A 20445-nucleotide genomic window follows, 5' to 3' on the forward strand; every position below is an offset into this window, starting at 1 on the left:
TCGGCAGACCCTCTCCAGCACCTCGTGGATGGACGACGCGCCCTGGCCGGTCTCCTGGCTGACGGGTACCACCGCCCGTGCTCCGCCTTCCCGGGTCGCTGGGACCCAGTGGCTGCCCGTGAGGGCCGGAGCCGGACTTCCCGATTCACAGTGGCGAGGGCCGCACCGGCATCACACCGGATTTCCCGTTCACCAAGGCGAGGCGACAGTAGTGCTCCCACGGGGGTGGTGACAAGCATGCCTCCGGGCCGGCGGGCCCCCGCCCGTCCGGTGAACAGGCCGCAGGACCGCGCGGGCCTTGGGCGGCGGGCGCCCCCTCCGCCGGCCGTCACCGGTCGCCCTCGCCCAGCGCGGCGACGCCCCCCGCGCGCCCGCGGCGGAGCACCCGCGCTCCTCGTCGGACAGGTCCCGGCATACGCCGCGCCGGCCGGCAGACAGGGCAGCGGCAGCGCGACCAGCTGCGCCCCGCCGAGTCCGGCCCCCTCGATGAGCAGCACCGCCGCCACCACCGGGCCGCCGAGGATGGTGGAGATCGCGGCGGTGGAGCCGGCCGTGGCGAGGATCGCGCCCGCCCTCGGGTCACGGGCCGCGCCCGCCCGCCGCACCGCCGGCAGGGCGAGTCCGCTGCCGACGGCCATCAGGGGTGCCTCGGGGCCCAGCACCACGCCGAGCGGCAGCGCGGCCAGCACGGCGCCGGGCAGCGCACGGGGCCGACGGGCGCTGCGCCGAGCCCGTTCACCGGGAGGTGGCCCCCGGCGCCCGGCAGCCGGGTGACGATCGGTGCCAGGACGAGCCCGGCCAGGACCAGCGCGGGCAGCGGCCACCACCTGTGTGGCGCCGCGGGCCCTGGACCGCCTCGGCCTGGTGGCGGCGTCGCGTCCCGCCCCGGCGTCCTCGTGCCCGGCTCCGGCAGCCGCCCCGTGTCCCCGCGCCTCAGTGGCGCCGCCGCAGGCCCCGTGCCAGTGCCGCCGTCGCGCCGGCGGCGGCCAGCACCGTGGCCGCGAGGGCCAGAACCTTCGCGCGGGGCCCCGGGGACGCCGGGCGGGCGCCCGGAGCGGTGCCGTAGGCGCTGCCCGGGACGTCGGGGCCGCCCGCGGCGCCGGGCAGCGCCGAGGCCAGCAACTCCGCCAGGTGCACGCCCTCGTGACCACCACTGTCGAACTCGTGGATCTGCGTACGGCAGCTGAACCCGTCCGCGAGCACCACGGTCGCCTCGTCCTCCGCCCGCAGCCGCGGCAGCAGCACCCGCTCCGCGCAGGCCTCGCTGACCTCCAGATGGCCCCGCTCGAAGCCGAAGTTGCCGGCCAGCCCGCAGCAGCCGGAGTCCAGCCGCTCGGCGTCCACCCCCGCGCGGCGCAGCAGTTCCCGGTCGGCGTCCCAGCCGAGCACCGCGTGCTGGTGGCAGTGCACCTGCGCCAGCGCCCGCGCCGACCGCTCGGGCACCCGCGGCGGGTCGTAGCCCGGGGAGTGCTCGGTGAGCAGCTCCGACAGGGTGACCGTCCGCTCGCGCAGCCGGCGCACGTCCTGGTCGCCGGGGAACAACTCCACCGCGTCCGACCGGAACACGGCCGCGCAGCTCGGCTCCAGGACCACCACCAGACCGCCCGCCCGCACGTGGGCGGCCAGAGCGCGCACGGTCCGGGCGAGGACCCGCTCCGCCGTCCCGAGCTGCCCGGTGGAGATCCACGTCAGCCCGCAGCACAGCGCCTCGGCCGGCAGCTCCACCCGCCAGCCGGCCTGCTCCAGCACCCGGACCGCCGCACGTCCGATGTGCGGGTGGAAATGGTTGGTGAAGGTGTCCGGCCACAGCAGCACGGTGCCGCGCCCCCCGTCCCCCTGCGGCTCGTGACGGGCGAACCACTGCGCGAACGTCTCCTCGGCGAACAGGGGCACCTCCCGGTCCGCGACCCCCGCCACCACCACCGCGGCCCCCGACAACAGCGGCGCGTGCGTGAGCGCGTTGACGACCGGCGCGAGGCGGGTGCGGCCCACCACCCGGGCGAGCACGGGCAGCCAGCCCAGAGACCAGTCGGAGCGCCGCCTGCGCCAGGGCCGGCCCGCGAAGTGGTGGGACAGGAACTCCGCCTTGTACGTGGCCATGTCCACGTCCGCCGGACAGTCCTTCCTGCACCCCTTGCAGGCCAGGCACAGGTCGAGGGCGTCCCGGACGGCCTCCGAGCGCCAGCCGTCCCGGATCGCGCCGTCCCCGTGCCCGTCGAGCATCTCGAACAGCAGCCGGGCCCGCCCTCGGGTCGAGTGCTCCTCCTCCCGGGTCACCTGGTACGACGGGCACATCACCGTGCCGTCACTGGTGTGCTGCCGGCACTTCCCGACCCCGACGCACCGGTTGGCCGCCGCGGAGAACGACCCGCCGTCGTGGGGGAAGCGGAAGTGCAGGTCACGGGGCTCGTACGGGGCCCAGTCACCGCCCAGACGCAGGTTCTCGTCCAGCCCGTACGGCGCGACCACCTTCCCCGGGTTCATCCGGTCCAGCGGGTCGAAGACGGCCTTCAGCCGCCCGAAGGCCTCGACGAGCCCGTCGCCGAACATCCGCGGCAGCAGCTCGCCCCGGCTCTGCCCGTCGCCGTGCTCACCGGACAGCGACCCGCCGAACTCGACGACCAGGTCGGCCGCCCGTTCCATGAACCGCCGGTACGCCGCCACGCCCGCCGCCGTGTACAGGTCGAAGGGGATCCGGGTGTGCACGCAGCCCTGCCCGAAGTGGCCGTACAGGCTCGGCCCGGTGTCGCTCAGGTAGCCGAACTCCTCGAACAGCGCGCGCAGCCGCCGCAGGTAGTCGCCGAGCTTCTCCGGGGCGACCGCGGAGTCCTCCCAGCCCTCGAAGGTGTCGGGCCGGCCCGGGATGTGCGCGGTGGCGCCGAGACCGGCCTCACGGACCTGCCACAGGTCCTGCTCGTGCGCCGGGTCGTCCAGGAAGGCGCAGTCGGCGTCGTGTTCGGAGCGGTGCACCGCCTCCAGCATCCGGTGCGCCCGCGCGTCCGCCTCCGCCACGGTGTCGCCGCCGAACTGCGCCATCAGGTAGGCGTTCCCGTCGGGCATCCCGGCGAGCGCCTTCTCGTCGAGGTGCTTGATCCGTTCGTCCCGGACCAGCCGGGCGTCGACGCCCTCCAGCGCGATCGGCCCGTGCGGCAGGATGTCGGGCACCGCGTCCGCGGCCTTGTCGATGCTGTCGAAACCCAGCACCACCAGGACCCGTTCCCTCACCACCGGCACCAGCTCCAGCTCCGCCCGCAGGACGGTGACCAGTGTCGACTCGCTGCCCACCAGCAGGCCCGCCACGTCGAAGCCGTACTCGGGCAGCAGCGAGTCGAGGTTGTAGCCGGAGACCCGGCGCGGGACGTCCGGGAACCGGCGGCGGATCTCCTCCGCGTAGGTGTCGCGCAGGGCCCGCAGCCGCCGGTAGACGGTCGCCCGCAGATCGCCCTGCCGCTCGATGGCGGCGTACTCCTCGTCGTCGGTCTCCCCGCACCAGAAGCGGGTGCCGTCGTAGAGCAGCACCTCCAGGCGGGCGATGTTGTCGACGACCTTGCCGTGCGCCTGTGCGGTGGCGCCGCAGGAGTTGTTGCCGATCATGCCGCCGAGGGTGCAGTTGGCATGGGTGGCGGGTTCCGGACCGAAGCGCAGGCCGTGCGGTGCCAGCCGCCGGTTGAGGTCGTCCAGCACGATCCCGGGCTGCACGACACAGGTGCGGGCGCCGGCGTCCACGGACTCCAGGCGCGTGCAGTACTTCGACCAGTCGAGGACCACTCCGGCGTTGGTGCACTGTCCGGCCAGGCTCGTCCCACCGCCGCGCGACAGCACCGGCGCCCCGAACTCCCGCGCCACGGCCACCGCCTCGGCGCCGGCGTCCGGGCTGCGCGGGACGACGACGCCGATGGGCGTCTGGCGGAAGTTCGAGGCGTCCGTGGAGTACGCGGCCCGGCTCCCGGCGTCGAAACGGACCTCGCCGTCGACACGCTCGCGCAGCGCGGCCTCCAGCCCTCGCAGGTCCAAGGGCGCCGGCGCGCCTTCGCGGGCAACGGGCTCGGGCAGTTCCAGCGCACCCATGAGGGCCCTCCAGTCAGGTGTCGGCGCGGCGACGGGACCCGCGCGTGTGGCGCGGCGGTCGCTGAGTACCCCGGTGCTCGCCGCGGCAACCTCCGGACACGGAGTGTCGCGGTCCGTGTCGCTGTTGGGCCGAACGGGTGACTTGGCGTAAGAATTGGCTGGTGCAGGCAATGATGGCGAGTGAGATCGGGGGGAGCCGGTGAACAGCCACGACGTCACCGATGAACAGTGGGAAGGGCTCGCCCAGGTCGTTCCGTTGCGCGGGCGCGACGCCTGGCCGTCCGCGGTCGGCCACCGGGCGTTGCCGGAGGCGGAGACGGAGACACGTCGCCGTTTCGTCGTCCTGCGGGTCAATGTGTTCGCGGACGCCCGCGAGGTCGCCGAGACCCTGATGGCGGGCATTCCGGTCCTCCTGGACCTGACCAGCGCCGAGGGCGAGGTCGCCAAGCGGGTACTGGACTTCAGTACCGGAGTCGTCTTCGGCCTGGCCAGCGGTATGCACCGGGTCGACCGCAACGTCTTCCTGCTGACCCCGGCCGGGACCGAGGTCAACGGGCTGATGGAGGGCGTGGGCGTGCCCGGTCTGTGACAGGCCCCGGCGGGACACCGCCCCACGGCGCCCGACACGCCTCCCGCCGCCCCCGGGTCTCCCGGGCCGACGGGCGTCCCGGGCGCCGGCGGGTGTCCCGGGGCCGGCGGGCGTCCGGGGCCGGCGGGTGTGACGGGGCACTCGGGGTGACGGGCTCGCAGGGGCCGCGGACTCCCCGGCGCCCCGGGCTCGCAGACGTCCGGACGCGCAGGTGTGAGGGGACGCTCGATGTGACGGGACACTCTCGGACGCGACGGGCCCGCAGGCGCGACGGGACTCTCGGTGTGAGGGGCTGGTCGGCGCGGTGCCGCTCGGCGTGACGGGACTTCCGGACGTGACGGGTTCCCGGTTGCCCCGGCCCGGGGACGCGACGGGACTCTCGGGTGCAAGGGGCTGGCCGGCGCGACGCCACTCGGGCGTGACGGGGCTTTCGGACGCGACGGGCTCCCGGACGCGCCGGGCCCGCAGGCGCGACGGGCCCGCCGGGTGCCACGTGGCCCCCGGGTCACGGGCTCCCAGGTGTGACGGGCGGCGTCCGGCCTGACGGTCGCGTCCCCCGATCGTGGGAACGTCGTCCCGACGGAACGGTTCGCCAGGAAGACGGACTCCTACGGTCCGCCCATGGCCGTGTCAACTGCGTCACTGGTGTCCGCCGCCCCCGCTCGGCCCCACCCGGACCGGCCCCGCGTCACGGAGCTGCGGCTGTCCGCCTTCGCCGGGCACCGGAGCGCCGTGCTGCGGTTCGGTCCGCTCACCGTGCTCGCCGGGCCCAGTGGCTGCGGCAAGACCACCGCCCTGCGGGCCTACGACGCCCTCGCCCGGCTCGGCGGCGGCGCCGAACTCGGCGCGGTCTTCCCCGACCCGGTCGCCTGCGTGCCCGAGCGGGCCCGGCCCGACGCCCAGCGCCGCCGCGGCTTCCGCATCGGCTGCACGGCCGACGGAGCCGAGGGCCCGGTGCACCTGGACGTCGCCGTGCAGGCGGAGCCCGAGCTGCGCATCGTGGGGGAGCGTTTGACGGCGGACGGTGTCGTGCTGCTGCAGACCGCGCTGCGCGACCCGGGCCGCCGCGCCGTGCAGGCGGCCTGGCACACGGCCGGGCCGGCGCCGGTGACCCGCGCCCCGCTGCCGGACGACCGGCTCGGCACCCCGCTGCTGCCGCTGCGGGTGGCCGGCAAGACGGACGGGCAGCGCAGGGTGCTCGCCGCGGCCGAGCAGATGGTGGTCGCCCTGCGCTCCGTCTTCGCCTGCGATCCGCGGCCGGGCCGGATGCGCGAGCCCGTGCCCACCGGCTCCGGGCACCTGCTCGGCGGCTGCGACAACCTCGCCGACGTGCTGTGGCGCACCCGCGCCGAGTGCGGCCGACGGCACGCGCAGTTCGTCGCCGCGGTCCGCACCGGGTGCGCCGGCCCCGTCACGGACGTCCTGGCCGAACCGGCCGTCGGCGGCGTGGTCCGCGCCCTGCTGGACCGGGGCGACGGCGTCCGCACCGGCCTCGCGCGGCTCGGCTACGGCGAGCTGCGCTACCTCGCCCTCGCGCTGGTGCTGTTCACCGGCCCCGGTGTGCTGGAGGTCGACCCGGCCGGCGAGGTCCCCGCCGCGTTACAGACGCTCACCGTCCTCGCCGACGGCTTCGACCGCGGCCTGGACGTGCGGCAGCGCGCCGAACTGCTCCGGCTGGCGGCCCGCATGTGCGACCGCGGCCACATCCGCCTCGTCGCGGCGGTCGCCGACGCCTCCTGGGCGGACGGGGCGGACGGCGTCACGGTGGTACACCTGGACGCGTGACCGATCATCCCCGCCCTTCGCCCGACCTGGCCGCGCTGCGGCGCAGGCTGGCCGAGTTCGCCGCCGCGCGCGACTGGCAGCCGTACCACACCCCCAAGAACCTCGCCACCGCGCTCAGCGTGGAGGCGGCGGAACTCGTCGAGATCTTCCAGTGGCTGACGCCCGAGCAGTCGGCCCGCGTGATGACCGACCCGGACACCGCGCACCGCGTCCGGGACGAGGTCGCCGACGTGCTGGCGTACCTGCTCCAGTTCTGCGAGGTGCTCGACGTCGACCCGCTGGCCGCACTCGAGGCGAAGATCGAACGCAACGAGTCCCGGTTCCCCGTACCGGGGGAGCGGGAGGACTGAGCGCGGCGGCCGAACGCCGGGGACGGCACGCGGCGGGCAGGGGTGGCGGGCCCACGGGGGAGGAGCCGCCACCTCCGTTATCACTCTCCGCATTCGATTACACGCCAGAAACCAATTTGTTGTCCGAAGATTTCCGCCTTCCTCTAGCTTTTCGTCCCACACACCTTCACTCTGGGTAGTGAGCAGCGAAGTTCGGGCGGACGCGCCGCGAGCGCGTCGGACAGACGGGGGCAGCGCATGGACGCTGTGCGGCTCATCGCGACGAGTGGGCGCGCCCTGGCCGCCGGCGGCCGGGTGCCGGACATCCTGACGGAGGTGTGGCAGGTCCAGGCGCTGGCGCAGGCGATCGGCAGCCGGCTGGCGGTCAACGGACCACCCGAACTGCGCGGCGAGGCCATCGGGTTGACGGAGCTGGCGGGCCGGGGCTGCGGAGTGCTGCGCACACCGGCGCTGGCCCCGGGCGACCTGCGCGCCGCCCAGCTCACCGAACTGGGTGACGCCCGCCAGACCCTGATGCGCCTGGGCACCCTGCTCGGCGAGAGCGGCATCGCCCTCTTCGGGGTCGCCTGCGCCGCCGACGACGAGGCGACGTACTGGCAGTGCATGGAGGCCCTCGACGCGGCGGACGAGTCCCGTGACCGCGTCCTGGAGATGCTGCGCAAGCTGGCCGACCGGGACGCCGGGCCCCCGGACCGGGACCGGGACGCCGGGCCCCCGTGCCCGGACCGGGACGCCGTGTTACCGGGGCGGGAGGCGGGCTAGCCACGACACGGCGAGCCTCCGACCGCTCCCCCTCGCACCCCGGTCGACGCGCCGGACGTGCCGGATACGCCGGTCCGGGGAGAGCCTGTCCGGCACACCCCCACCGAGCAGGCAGGATGGAGACATGGATCTCCGTATCTTCACCGAGCCCCAGCAGGGGGCCACCTACGACACCTTGCTCACCGTGGCGAAGGCCACCGAGGACCTCGGCTTCGACGCCTTCTTCCGCAGTGACCACTACCTCCGCATGGGCTCCGTGGACGGCCTCCCCGGCCCCACCGACGCCTGGATCACCCTCGCCGGCCTCGCCCGCGAGACCAAGCGCATCCGCCTCGGCACCCTCATGACCGCCGGCACCTTCCGGCTGCCCGGCGTGCTCGCCATCCAGGTCGCGCAGGTCGACCAGATGTCGGGCGGCCGCATCGAGCTGGGCCTCGGCGCCGGCTGGTTCGAGGAGGAGCACAAGGCGTACGGCATTCCCTTCCCGAAGGAGAAGTTCGCCCGCCTGGAGGAGCAGCTGGCGATCGTCACCGGACTGTGGGCCACCCAGACCGGCAAGACCTTCGACTTCCACGGCAAGTTCTACGACCTCACCGAGTCGCCCGCGCTGCCCAAGCCGGCGCAGGCCAAGGTCCCCGTGCTCATCGGCGGCCACGGTGCCACCCGCACCCCGCGTCTGGCCGCCCGGTACGCCGACGAGTTCAACATCCCGTTCGCCTCGATCGAGGACACCGAGCGCCAGTTCGGCCGCGTGCGGGCCGCCGCCGAGGAGGCCGGCCGCGGCGCCGACGCCCTCACCTACTCCAACGCCCTCGTCGCCTGCGTCGGCAAGGACGACGCCGAGGTCGCCCGCCGGGCCGCCGTGATCGGCCGCGAGGTCGACGAGCTGAAGGCCAACGGCCTGGCGGGCTCCCCGGCCGAGGTCGTCGACAAGATCGGCCGCTACGCCGCCGTCGGAGCGCAGCGCATCTACCTCCAGATCCTCGACCTCGACGACCTGGACCACCTGGAGCTGATCTCCTCCCAGGTCCGGACCCAGCTGTCGTGACGCCGTGACGCCGTCCGCCGAATAACCGAAGGCGCCGGTCACCCGCCCTGTGCGATGGTGTGACCGTCGTCCTGCCGGAGCCCCCGGGATCAGCCGCCCTGGGGGCTCCCGTGTGTACGGCACCTCGTCACCGACCACCCAGCCGGAGAGGCCCTCCGCATGTTCCTGACCCTCACCACCACAGGCACCCCCGAGAACCCCGCGACCGACCTCGGATACCTGCTGCACAAGCATCCCGACAACGCGCAGGCGTTCTCCACCTCCTTCGGCACGGCCCACGTGTTCTACCCGGAGGCGGAGCAGCAGCGCTGCACGGCCGCGCTGCTGCTGGAGGTCGACGCGGTGGCGCTGGTGAGGCGCGGCAAGGGCAAGGGCCGGGGCGGCGCCCCCGACGCGGCACTCGCGCAGTACGTCAACGACCGCCCCTACGCGGCCTCCTCGCTCCTCGCCGTCGCGCTGAGCAACGTCTTCTCCAGCGCGATGCGCGGCGTGTGCAAGGCACGCCCCGAGCGCGCCGCCGCGCCGCTGCCGCTGCGTGTCGACGTGCCGGCGCTCCCCGCCCGCGGTGGCCCCGCCCTCGTACGGCGCCTCTTCGAGCCGCTCGGCTGGACGGTCACCGTCGAGACCGTGCCGCTGGACACCGAGTTCCCCGAGTGGGGCGACTCGCGCTACGTCCGGCTGGCACTGGAGTCGACGACGCTCACCCTCGGCGAGGCCCTGCGCCACCTCTACGTCCTCCTCCCGGTGCTCGACGACGCCAAGCACTACTGGGTCTCCCCGGACGAGGTCGACAAGCTGCTGCGGGCCGGCGAGGGCTGGCTGCCCGGGCACCCGGAACAGAAGCTGATCACCAGCCGCTACCTGTCCCGCCGCTGGTCGCTGACGCGCGAGGCGATGGAGCGGCTGGAGCTGGTCCGGCTGGCCGAGACCGACGACAGCGAGGTCGAGGAGATCGACAACGCCGTCGAGGCGGAGGCCGAGCAGGAGGAGAGGCCGACGCCGCTCGCCGTGCAGCGCCGGGAGGCGATCCTCACCGCGCTCCGGGACCACGCCGCCGCCCGCGTCCTCGACCTCGGCTGCGGTGAGGGACACCTGGTGCGCGAACTGCTCAAGGAGCCGCGCTTCACCGAGATCGTCGGCGTGGACGTGTCGGTGCGCGCGCTCACCATCGCCGCCCGGCGGCTCAGGCTGGACCGCATGGGCGAGCGGCAGGCCGCGCGCGTGCACCTCTTCCAGGGCTCCCTCGCCTACACCGACAAGCGACTGGCGGGCTACGACGCCGCCGTGCTCAGCGAGGTGATCGAGCACCTCGACCTGCCCCGGCTGCCCGCCCTGGAGTACGCCGTGTTCGGCTCCGCCCGCCCCCGTACCGTCGTCGTCACCACGCCGAACGTCGAGTACAACGTGCGCTGGGAGACCCTTCCGGCCGGCCACGTCCGCCACCGCGACCACCGCTTCGAGTGGACCCGCGAGGAGTTCCGCACCTGGGCGCGGACGGTCGCCGAACGCCACGGCTACGACGTCGGTTTCCGCCCGGTCGGCCCCGACGACCCCGAGGTGGGCCCGCCCACCCAGATGGCCGTGTTCACCACCGAGGCCGTGACCGAGAAGGAGGCGAAGGCCGCATGAGCACCACCACCGACACCCGCCCGAGGGCCCGTGCCCTCCCCGTCACCGACCTCTCCCTCGTCGTGCTGATCGGCGCCTCCGGCTCCGGCAAGTCCTCCTTCGCCCGGCGCCACTTCAAGCCCACCGAGGTCATCTCCTCCGACTTCTGCCGGGGCCTGGTCGCCGACGACGAGAACGACCAGAGCGCCAGCCGGGACGCCTTCGACGTCCTGCACTACATCGCCGGCAAGCGGCTCGCCGCCGGCCGCCGCACCGTCGTCGACGCGACGAACGTGCAGCAGGACGCCCGGCGGCAGCTGATCGACCTCGCCAGGAAGTACGACGTCCTGCCGATCGCCGTCGTCCTCGACGTCCCCGAGGAGGTCTGCGCCGAGCGCAACGCCACCCGTACCGACCGGGCCGACATGCCCCGCCGGGTCATCCAGCGCCACACCCGCGAACTCCGCCGCTCCCTGCGCCACCTGGAGCGCGAGGGCTTCCGCAAGGTGCACGTCCTGCGCGGCACCGAGGAGGTCGAGCACGCCACCGTCGTCACCGAGAAGCGGTTCAACGACCTCACCCACCTCACCGGCCCCTTCGACATCATCGGCGACATCCACGGCTGCGCCGCCGAACTGGAGACCCTGCTCGGCAAGCTCGGCTACACCGACGGCGTCCACCCCGAGGGCCGCACCGCCGTCTTCGTCGGCGACCTGGTCGACCGCGGCCCGGACAGCCCCGGCGTCCTGCGCCGCGTGATGGCCATGGTGAAGTCGGGCAACGCCCTGTGCGTCCCCGGCAACCACGAGAACAAGTACGGCCGTTACCTCAAGGGCCGCAAGGTCCAGCACACCCACGGACTCGCCGAGACCATCGAGCAGATGGACGGCGAGAGCGAGGAGTTCCGCGCCGAGGTGCGGGAGTTCATCGACGGCCTGGTCAGCCACTACGTCCTCGACGGCGGCCGGCTCGTGGTCTGCCACGCCGGTCTGCCGGAGAAGTACCACGGTCGCACCTCCGGCCGGGTCCGCAGCCACGCCCTGTACGGCGACACCACCGGCGAGACCGACGAGTTCGGCCTGCCCGTGCGCTACCCGTGGGCCGAGGACTACCGGGGCCGCGCGGCCGTGGTCTACGGCCACACCCCCGTCCCGGAAGCCACCTGGCTCAACAACACCATCTGCCTGGACACCGGCGCCGTCTTCGGCGGCAGGCTCACCGCGCTGCGCTGGCCGGAGCGCGAGCTGGTCGACGTCCCCGCCGAGCGGGTCTGGTACGAGCCGGCCAGGCCGCTGCGCACCGAGGCCCCCGGCGGGCACGACGGCCGGCCGCTGGACCTGGCGGACGTCCAGGGCCGCCGGGCCGTGGAGACCCGGCACGCCGGCCGGATCACCGTGCGCGAGGAGAACGGGGCGGCGGCCCTGGAGGTCATGAGCCGCTTCGCGACCGACCCCCGGCTGCTGCCGTACCTTCCGCCGACCATGGCACCGACCGCCACCTCGGGAGTGGACGGCTACCTGGAGCACCCGAAGGAGGCCTTCGCCCAGTACGCGGCCGACGGCGTGGCGCGGGTCGTGTGCGAGGAGAAGCACATGGGCTCGCGGGCGGTGGTGCTGGTGTGCCGCGACGCGGAGGCGGCGCGTGCCCGCTTCGGGGTGGACGGCCCCACCGGATCCCTCTACACCCGCACCGGCCGTCCCTTCCTCGACGACGGGTCCGTCACCGAGGCGGTCCTCGACCGGCTGCGCACCGCGATCGGCGAGGCCGGCCTGTGGGACGAACTGGCCACCGACTGGCTCCTGCTGGACACCGAGCTGATGCCCTGGTCCCTGAAGGCCTCGGGACTCCTGCGCTCCCAGTACGCCGCCGTGGGCGCCGCCTCCGGCGCGGTGTTCCCGGGCGCGCTGGCCGCGCTGGAGGGCGCCGCGGCGCGCGGCGTCGACGTCACCGAGCTGCTGGCCCGCCAGCGCGCCCGGTCCGCCGACGCCGCCGCGTTCACCGACGCCTACCGCCGCTACTGCTGGCCCACCGACGGCCTGGACGGCGTCCGCCTGGCCCCGTTCCAGATCCTGGCCGCGCAGGGCCGCAGCCTCGCCGCCCTCCCGCACGACGAGCAGCTCGCCCTCATCGACCGGCTCGTCGAGCACGACGGCACCGGCCTGCTCCAGACCACCCGACGGCTCTACGTGGACACCGGCGACCCCGAGTCGGTGGCGGCGGGCGTCGACTGGTGGCTGGAAATGACCGGCCGGGGCGGCGAGGGCATGGTGGTCAAGCCGGTCTGCGCGCTGGTGCGCGATCACAAGGGCCGCCTGGTGCAGCCCGGCATCAAGTGCCGGGGCCGCGAGTACCTGCGGATCATCTACGGCCCCGAGTACACCCGCCCGGACAACCTCGCCAGGTTGCGGCAGCGGTTCCTGAACCACAAGCGGTCCCTGGCGATCCGCGAGTACGCCCTCGGCCTGGAGGCCCTGGACCGCCTGGCGGACGGCGAGCCGCTGTGGCGCGTGCACGAGGCGGTGTTCGGCGTGCTGGCGCTGGAGTCGGAGCCGGTGGACCCGCGGCTGTAGGCCCTGTCGTCGGGCGGGGCACACGTTTTCGGCCGAGTTGCCCCGCAGGGGGCGTCTCGGCCGGACGCTGTGCCCCCAGACCCCACAGGTCCCTGGTTAACCGTCAGTTGCCGTGCTAACTTCGCAGGTCGGTCAGGCAGAGGTACCGACTCATGGGGGACAGTCGGTGGAGACGGGCGCGGGATTCGGCGGAGCCGACGACGACTCCCGGCATGCGCGGGGGCTGGCACTGCTGCTGGAGCTGACCGAGGCCCTGTGCAGACTCAGCTGCACGGAGGACCCGCAGGGGCGCGGCCAGTTCGCGGCGGTGCTCGGAGAACAGCTGGGCCGCCCCGTCGACCTGCGCGGCGTCAAGCAGCGCGAGGACGTGGTCACCCTGGTCCGCACCGCGCTGAACGTGGCGGGCGGGGAACACGTACTCGTCACGGTGGTGCGCATCCTCGAAGGGACACCCGCCGGCGACGAACTGGACCGGCTCATCAGCCCCGGCCCGCCCGCCGCCCCCGGGGCACCGCCCGGCCCGCTCGACCCCGGCGACGAGACCGGAGCGCGGGCCGTCCTCGCCGGCGGCGACCTCGACGCCGGCCGGCTGCGCGACGACCTGGCCGAGGAACTCAACGGCCTCGACCTGCCCACCGGCCTGACACCCGACCAGCTCTTCCTCCACGTCCTCGCCTGGAACACCCAGCCGGACGGCCTGCCGCCCGCCGTCCTGCTCCTCGACCGGGCGGCCCTCCTCGCCCCCACGCACGGCCACCGCACCGCCCTGTCCGGCTGGGTCGACGACTGGGCACAGCGGGCCGGCCTCGCCCAGGAGCTGAAGCGCCGCCGCGAGGCGCGCACCCGGGTGGTGCGGGACCCCGACATCCCCCGCTGCCTGATCGTCGCCGTCGAGCCCGCCCGGGACGGGTCCGAGGACGTCGTCGTACGCCCCTGGCTCAACACCGTGCCGGGCCACTGGAACCCCCAGCCCGGCGCACCGGCCGTGACCACCCTGGACGCGCTGGGCCCGGCCGTCGACGACGCGCTGCGGCAGGGCGCCCGGCTCTGGGCCGGGTCCGGGGAGCCCCCCTCGGATGGACACCGGCAGCCGTCGGCGTACGTGGAGTTCGTCCTTCCGTACGACCTGCTCAACCACGATGTGGCGGGTTTGACGTACCAGGTCGGCGACGGGCGGCCGTTGCCGCTCGGGCTGAAGTACGGGGTCCATCTACGGAGTCTGGAACGGATGCGCACCGACGACGCACTGGTGAGACACCAGTGGCAGGAGCGCTGGCACGCGCTGCGGCAGCACGGGGTCGGCGTGCACGGCTGGAGCGAGTCGGACGCGCGGCGGCTCGACGCGTGGCAGGCGACACTCGCCGGGGACACCAGGCACACGGCCGTGGTGCTGGACGCCCCGGCCGGTGTCCTGGCCATGGAGGCGCTCAAGGCCGCGATAGCGGAGGGCATCGGGTTGGCGGTGTGGGACAGGAGGGGAACCTTCCCCGAGGAGCGAAGGGAGGTGGTGACGGCCGTGTTCGCCGCGGTGCCGACCCCGGGACAGATCCCGCTCGCCATCCACCGCCTGCGGCAGAACGCCGAACTGAACCAGCAGGGCCCGGGACGGCTCCTCGGGCGGCACATAGGATTCTTCTGGGACGATCCCACCCGAATCGTCGACATGCACACCATCGACCCCGGCGATCTCGCCGGCGAGGAGGCACCGGCATGAACGCGCACGAGCAGACGTCCCCGAACGGCTGGCGCGTGTTCCACGGCACCGGCCGCCCGCCGGTCGTCCCGCCCCCGCTGCCCCAGGCACCGCCCTGGCGGCGGTTCCTCGGCGCGCCGTCCCAGCCCGCCCCGCCGGACGAGCCGGAGGCCGCGGTGCGCCGGCTCGGCCCCGGCGACGTCACCCCGCAGCTCGGCCCCGACGAGATCGACACCGTCAACGCCGCCCTGCTGCTGCGCCGGCCGCTGCTGATCACCGGCCCGCCCGGAATCGGCAAGTCCACGCTCGCCTACGTGATCTCCCGGGAACTGGGCCTCGGCCGGGTCCTGGAGTGGAGCATCGTCAGCCGCACCACGCTGCGGGACGGGCTGTACGTCCACGACGCCATGGGCCGGGCACAGGCCATCGCCGCCTGGCAGGCCGGACTGCGCACCGCTTCCCGGGGACCGGACGGCGCCGAACCGGCGGCGGACGCGCAGGGCCCGGCGGCCGGACGGGGTGCCGCCGATCCCGCGGCCGCGTCAACGCCCCGTCAACTTCCGCCCGTCCTCGGGGACTTCATCACCCTCGGTCCTCTGGGCACCGCTCTACTGCCCTACGATCGTCCCCGGGTACTTCTTGTCGATGAACTCGACAAGAGCGACATCGACCTGCCGAACGACCTGCTGCACGTCCTGGAGAACGGAAGTTATGAGGTCCCGGAACTGGTGCGCGACGCCGCGGACACCGCGCACGTCCACACCAGCGACCCCGCCGGCCGGGCGCTGGTGCGGGACGGGCGCGTCGAGTGCCGGGAGTTCCCGGTCGTGGTGATCACCAGCAACGGAGAACGCGAGTTCCCCGCCGCCTTCCGCCGGCGCTGTCTGCCGCTGGAGATGCGCACCCCCGGCCGTGAGCAGCTGCTCGCCCTGGTGGAAGGGCACCTGGGCGTCCGGCCCGAGGGCACCGAGGCCCTGGTGGACGAGTTCGTACGGCAGATCCAGTCCGGCGGCACCCACTCCCTGGACCAGTTGCTCAACGCTGTCCAGATGACTACCGCGGGTGGTTTCCAGGCGGACGGTGACGGGCGTAAGCTCGTGGAAATGCTCCTCCGCGACCTCGCGAAGGGCCGCTGAATGACCGGCTTTCCCAGGGAGCGCGCATCCGGACCGGGCGACGGTGACCCCGTATCGGGGACGTCGCCTCCCTCGGTGTTCCCCGAGTCCGTCGAAGGCGCGAGTGGGTACGGAGGCGCACCGACCGCTGCCCCGGCCCCGGACGCGCCCGCCCGCGGCGGGCCGCGCCCCGACGAGCCGGGGCCCTCGGACCCGGACTGGCGGGAAGTGGCCGAAGCGGTCTGGCTCGCCGCGTACTGGGACCGCCACGGCGGCCCGGGCGGCGGCCGTCCGCACACGGCTCCCGCGCCCGCACGCCCACGGCCCGCCCAGCCGGCCGCGACCGAGGACGTACGGCCCCCGGACCCGCCCCCGGCCGAGGAGGGCCCCCGCGCCGCCGATCCCGCACCGGCTCCCCGTCCGCCCGGCTCCGACGCAGGCGGTCCCGCCCAGCCGGCCGTGCCGCCACGCGACCCCGCGGACCGGCCCCGGGACACCGGCCACCCGGACGGCGCCCCCACCGAACCGGCCGCCTCGCGCCGGCTGTTACCCGACACCGCGGGCACCTTCACGCTGCACATCGGGCGACCGCTGCTGCCCGCCGAGGAGCGGTCGCAGCCCGGCCCCGGCCGCGCCACCGCGCTGCTCGCCCGCGCCCTGCACCAACTGGCCCGGCGCATCCCCTCCCGCCACACCCTGGAACTCGACGAGGAGACCACCGCCGAGCAGGGTGTCTCCGACGGCCTGTGGCTGCCCTTCCTGCGGCCCGCCCGCGCCACCGCCTTCGACCTCGTACTCCTCGTCGACGACGCCCCGACCATGCGGATCTGGCAGGAGACCTGCGCCCGCCTCACCGAGGCCGCCGAGCACAGCGGCGCCTTCCGCGGCGTCCGCGCCGTCCGGGTGCACGTGCCGCGCACCGGCACCGCCACCCTGTGCCGGCCCGCCGGCCGCGCCACCGCCGACCCCGGTGAACTCCTGGACGGCCGGGGCGGGCGGGTCTTCCTCGTCGTCACCGACGGGCTCGCCCACGGCTGGGCGGCCCCGGCCGCCGACGACCTGCTCGGCCGCCTCGGCCACGCCGGCCCCACGGCCCTCGTCCACCTGCTGCCGCCGCACCTGCGCCACCGCACCTCCCTCTACCCGTACCCGGCGGTCCTGGAGGCCGGCGGGTTCGGCGCCCCCAACGACGGCCTCGGGCACTGGACGCCGCCCGGCGGCCCCGACCCGCTGCGCCCGCTGCCCGAGGCCGGTGACGGCTCCGTGCCGGTGCCCGTGCTCTCCCTCAAGCCCGGCTCCCTCGGCACCTGGGCCGACCTCGTCACCGGTGAGCGGGGCGTACGCCGCTCCCTGCCCGTCGTCCTCGCCGGCGCCCTCGCCAAGGGCGCCCCGGCACCCGGACTGCGCGCCCCGCGCCTGCCGCGCGCCGCCACCGCCGCCGTCCGCCGCTTCTTCACCCTCGCCACCCCCGCCGCGCGCCGGCTCGCCACCCAACTGGCGGCCATCCCCTTCGAGTTCGACCTCGTGGAACAGATGCGGCGGCGCACCATGCCGGAGACCGGCCCCGACCACCTCGCCGAAATCCTCATGGGCGGGCTGATCGACTGGAACAGCGGCGGCGAAGGCCGCCCCGAGTTCGCCGACGGGGTCCGCGAGGCGCTGCTCGCCACCACGACCCGCAGCCAACTCGCCCGCACCATCAGCGTGGTGGGCGAGCTCCCGGCCGCCGGACGGCGCGGCGTCGCCCTGCGCGCCGCCCTGCACGACCCGGCCGGAGCCGCCCTGCCCGACCCGGCCGAACGCGGCTGGGCACGCAGCGAACTGGCCGTGATGCGCGCCCTCTCGGGGCCCTACTCCGAACGGGCCAGGCGCATCGAACCGCAGCTCTCCGGGCGCCTGCCGCCCGGTGCGGCCGAACGGGTGGGCGCCGGTTTGCCCGCGGGTACACCCACTGAGGTGAACCCTGTGGGCGGCGGGGGATCATCCGGCGGCCGAGAAGGCAGTGATCCAGGGCCGGACCATCCCGACGAACCTGGAGACCACGTGCCGCCCCTGGTAACCGACGACACCCCACCCGAAGCCCCGGAGGCTGAGCAGCTCATGCAGAGCACCACGACCGCGACGCCCGCCCTACTGGTGAACGTTCCCCTGCGGAACACCTCGTTCGTCGGCCGGCAGGGGCTGCTGAGGGCCGTGGAGGAGCAACTGGGTGCCCAGGACACGGCCGCGGTGCTCCCGCACGCGCTGCACGGACTGGGCGGTGTCGGCAAGTCCCAGCTCGCCCTGGAGTACATCTACACCCACCAGCACGACTACAAGGTCATCTGCTGGATCCCCGCCGAACGCGAGAGCCTCATCCTGGCCGCGCTGGGCACCCTGGCCGCCCAGCTGGGCGTCGCCCCCTCCAGCACGGACCGCCTGGGCGCACCCGCCGCCAACACGGCCGTCCCCGCCGTACTGGAGGCACTGCGCAACGGTGCGCCGTACAACGACTGGCTGCTCGTCTTCGACAACGCCGAGGACGTCGAGGCGGTGCGCCAGTACTTCCCGACCAACGGGCCGGGCAAGGTCATCGTCACCTCCCGGAACCGGGCCTGGGAACGCGTGGCCACCCCGCTGCCGGTGAACGTCTTCGAGCGGTCGGAATCCATCGAACTGCTCCAGAAGCGCTCGCCCGACCTGAGCGTCGCGGACGCCGACCGGCTCGCCGACGCCCTTGGCGACCTGCCGCTCGCCGTCGAGCAGGCCGGTGCCTGGCGCGCGGTCACCGGCATGCTCGTCGACGAGTACCTCGACCTGCTCGCCCAGCGCAGCCCCGAGATCCTGGAACTCGACCCGACACCCGACTACCCGGTCTCCGTCGCCGCCGCCTGGGACCTCTCGCTGGAACGCATCCAGCGCAACAACCCGGGCGCCCGCCAGCTCCTCGACATCTGCGCCAGCATGGCCCCGGAGCCCATTCCGCGCTCGATCCTGCGCGGCAGCCGGGGCGTCAGCATCACCCCCGAGGTCGACCCGCTGCTGCGCCAGTCGATCCGGCTGAACCGCGCCGTGCGCGACCTGAGCCAGTTCTCCCTGATCAAGGTCGACCCGCGCGCCGACACCCTGCAGATGCACCGCCTGCTGCAGACCGTGCTCCTGGCCAAGCTGAGCGAGGGGGAACGCGAGCGTATGCGCGGCGCCGCGCACCAGCTGCTGTCGGCGGCCAAGCCGGGCCCGTACGGCTCCTCCCTGGAGTGGCCCGCCTACCAGGCGCTCCTGCCCCACGTACTGGCCTCACAGGCCGTCACCAGCTCCGACACCTGGGTGCGCGACCTGGTCGCCGACACCACCTGGTTCCTCTACTACTGGGGCGACCACCAGGGCGCCGCGGACTTCGCGCGCGAGGCCTGGAGCCGCTGGCTCGCGGCCTCCGGCGAGGAGGACATCCACGTCATCCGCATGACCAAGAGCTTCTCGTTCCTGCTGCGGCAGACCGGGCAGGTGCCCGAGTCGATCCCGCTGATCGAGAAGGCGCTGGAGACCTCCCGCCGGCTGGAGGTCGAACCCGAGGAACTGATCGACTCCCTGTGCGAGATGGCCGACGCCCGCCGCTACCAGGGCAGGATGGAAGAGGCGCGGCGCGTGAGCCGGGAGGCCACCGAGCTGGCCCGGTCCCTGTTCGGCTCCGACGACCCCGCCACCCTGCGCGCGACGCACTCGTGGGGCGTCGACCTCAGACTGGTCGGGGAGTTCCGCGAGGCGCTGCCGCTGGACCAGGAGAACGCCCGGCTGCGCGACCTGCTGTTCGGCCCGTCCAGCTTCTTCACCCTGAACACCCTCAACGGCCTGTCCATCGACATGCGCGAGAGCGGTGACTACCCCGGCGCCCGCGATTTCCAGGAGGACGTGTACCGCCGGGCGCGCACCGCGTTCGGCGACGAGCACCCGCTCACCCTGCGCATCGCCCGCAACCTCGCGGTGTGCCGGCGCCGTGACGGCGCGCTCGCCGAGGCGGCCAAGCTCTCCGAGGAGACGCTGCGGCGCTTCGTCAACCGCTACGGGAGCGACCACTCCGACTCGCTGGCGACGGCGGCCAACCTCTCGGTCGACCGGCGCCTGGCCGGTGACCTCGAAGGCTCGCGGCAACTGGCCGAGGAGACCGTGCGGCGCTATGAGCAGCGGCTCGGCCGGAACCACCTGTACACCCTGCTGACCCGGGCCAACCTGGCCGCCACGCTGCGTACGCTCGGGGCGCTGGACGCCGCGCAGGAGGAGGAGGACGAGGCGGCCCGCCGCCTGGCCGAGACGGTGGGGGAGCGGCACGTCACCGCGCTGACCACCGCGATCGGACGGGCGAACACGGCCTACGCCCGGCTGGACTTCGAACGGGCCCGGGAGATCGACGAGGCCAACCTGCCGCTGCTCGCCCAGGTCGCCGGTGAGAACCACCCGCTCACCCTGTCCTGCACCGCCAACCTCGCCCTCGACCTGCGCGGCCTGGGCCGGGGCGCGGAGGCGGACCAGCTTCAGCGCAGGGCCGTCGAGGGCTTCGCCGAGGTCGTCCGCGCCGACCACCCCTGGCTCACCGCGGCCCGCCGCCGTCGTCGCATCGAGTGCGACATGGCTCCGATGCCGCTGTAGCCTCCGGCGGCCGGGCGGGGCACGGAGCCTCGCCCGGTCGCCGGCCGGGGCCATGCCGGGCGCCCGGCTCCAGGCCTGTCGCCACGATCATGCCGGTGTCGCGGGGCCCGGGTCGGCGGCGAAGCGGAGTCACACGCAGCCGGCCTGATCCGAACGACAGGTCCTCAGCCCACGTCCGCCGGTGCCGTCGTCGTGCCGTCCTGGGAGGGCGGGGGCGCGAAGGGGGCGCGGGCG

11 protein-coding genes and 1 riboswitch are annotated in these 20445 nt (G+C 74.4%); of the genes, 10 read left to right on the forward strand and 1 reads right to left on the reverse strand.

Annotated features, from left to right (window positions below; genetic code table 11):
* Nucleotides 1–26: 26 nt before the first annotated feature.
* A riboswitch (cobalamin riboswitch) is annotated at nucleotides 27–212 on the reverse strand.
* A gap of 721 nt (nucleotides 213–933) precedes the next feature.
* A complete protein-coding gene (locus KUM32_RS10640; RefSeq protein WP_217141592.1) occupies nucleotides 934–4068 on the reverse strand; it encodes an FAD-binding and (Fe-S)-binding domain-containing protein in 3135 nt (1044 codons plus the stop codon).
* Nucleotides 4069–4267: 199 nt separating this feature from the next.
* On the opposite strand from KUM32_RS10640, the gene KUM32_RS10645 reads away from it, so the two are divergent.
* From KUM32_RS10645 to fxsT, 10 genes are all read left to right on the forward strand, one after another.
* Nucleotides 4268–4657 carry a cell division protein SepF gene (locus tag KUM32_RS10645; protein ID WP_217141593.1) on the forward strand — a complete coding sequence of 130 codons (390 nt, stop codon included), beginning with the start codon at nucleotides 4268–4270 and terminating at the stop codon, nucleotides 4655–4657.
* A 621-nt stretch (nucleotides 4658–5278) separates the two neighbouring features.
* The gene (locus tag KUM32_RS10650) at nucleotides 5279–6442 is read left to right on the forward strand and encodes an ATP-binding protein (RefSeq protein WP_217141594.1); all 1164 of its coding nucleotides are present in this window, start codon (nucleotides 5279–5281) and stop codon (nucleotides 6440–6442) included.
* The gene (locus KUM32_RS10655; RefSeq protein WP_217141595.1) at nucleotides 6439–6792 is read left to right on the forward strand and encodes a nucleotide pyrophosphohydrolase; all 354 of its coding nucleotides are present in this window, start codon (nucleotides 6439–6441) and stop codon (nucleotides 6790–6792) included. Before KUM32_RS10650 ends, KUM32_RS10655 begins: the two co-directional genes overlap by 4 nt.
* A 237-nt stretch (nucleotides 6793–7029) precedes the next feature.
* Nucleotides 7030–7554, forward strand: coding sequence for a DUF6099 family protein (locus KUM32_RS10660; protein ID WP_217141596.1), 525 nt, complete (start codon nucleotides 7030–7032; stop codon nucleotides 7552–7554).
* Nucleotides 7555–7678: 124 nt separating this feature from the next.
* On the forward strand, nucleotides 7679–8602 hold the full coding sequence (locus KUM32_RS10665; RefSeq protein ID WP_217141597.1) for an LLM class F420-dependent oxidoreductase: 924 nt from the start codon (nucleotides 7679–7681) through the stop codon (nucleotides 8600–8602).
* 159 nt (nucleotides 8603–8761) lie between these two features.
* A complete protein-coding gene (locus KUM32_RS10670) occupies nucleotides 8762–10231 on the forward strand; it encodes a 3' terminal RNA ribose 2'-O-methyltransferase Hen1 (protein WP_217141598.1) in 1470 nt (489 codons plus the stop codon).
* On the forward strand, nucleotides 10228–12780 hold the full coding sequence (locus KUM32_RS10675; protein WP_217141599.1) for a polynucleotide kinase-phosphatase: 2553 nt from the start codon (nucleotides 10228–10230) through the stop codon (nucleotides 12778–12780). Before KUM32_RS10670 ends, KUM32_RS10675 begins: the two co-directional genes overlap by 4 nt.
* A gap of 166 nt (nucleotides 12781–12946) precedes the next feature.
* On the forward strand, nucleotides 12947–14494 hold the full coding sequence (locus KUM32_RS10680; RefSeq protein WP_217141600.1) for a hypothetical protein: 1548 nt from the start codon (nucleotides 12947–12949) through the stop codon (nucleotides 14492–14494).
* Nucleotides 14491–15609 carry a MoxR family ATPase gene (locus tag KUM32_RS10685; protein ID WP_217141601.1) on the forward strand — a complete coding sequence of 373 codons (1119 nt, stop codon included), beginning with the start codon at nucleotides 14491–14493 and terminating at the stop codon, nucleotides 15607–15609. Before KUM32_RS10680 ends, KUM32_RS10685 begins: the two co-directional genes overlap by 4 nt.
* On the forward strand, nucleotides 15610–20211 hold the full coding sequence (gene fxsT / locus KUM32_RS10690; protein WP_217141602.1) for an FxSxx-COOH system tetratricopeptide repeat protein: 4602 nt from the start codon (nucleotides 15610–15612) through the stop codon (nucleotides 20209–20211).
* Nucleotides 20212–20445: the final 234 nt, after the last annotated feature.

It is taken from the genome of Streptomyces sp. AC627_RSS907, from assembly GCF_019049165.1.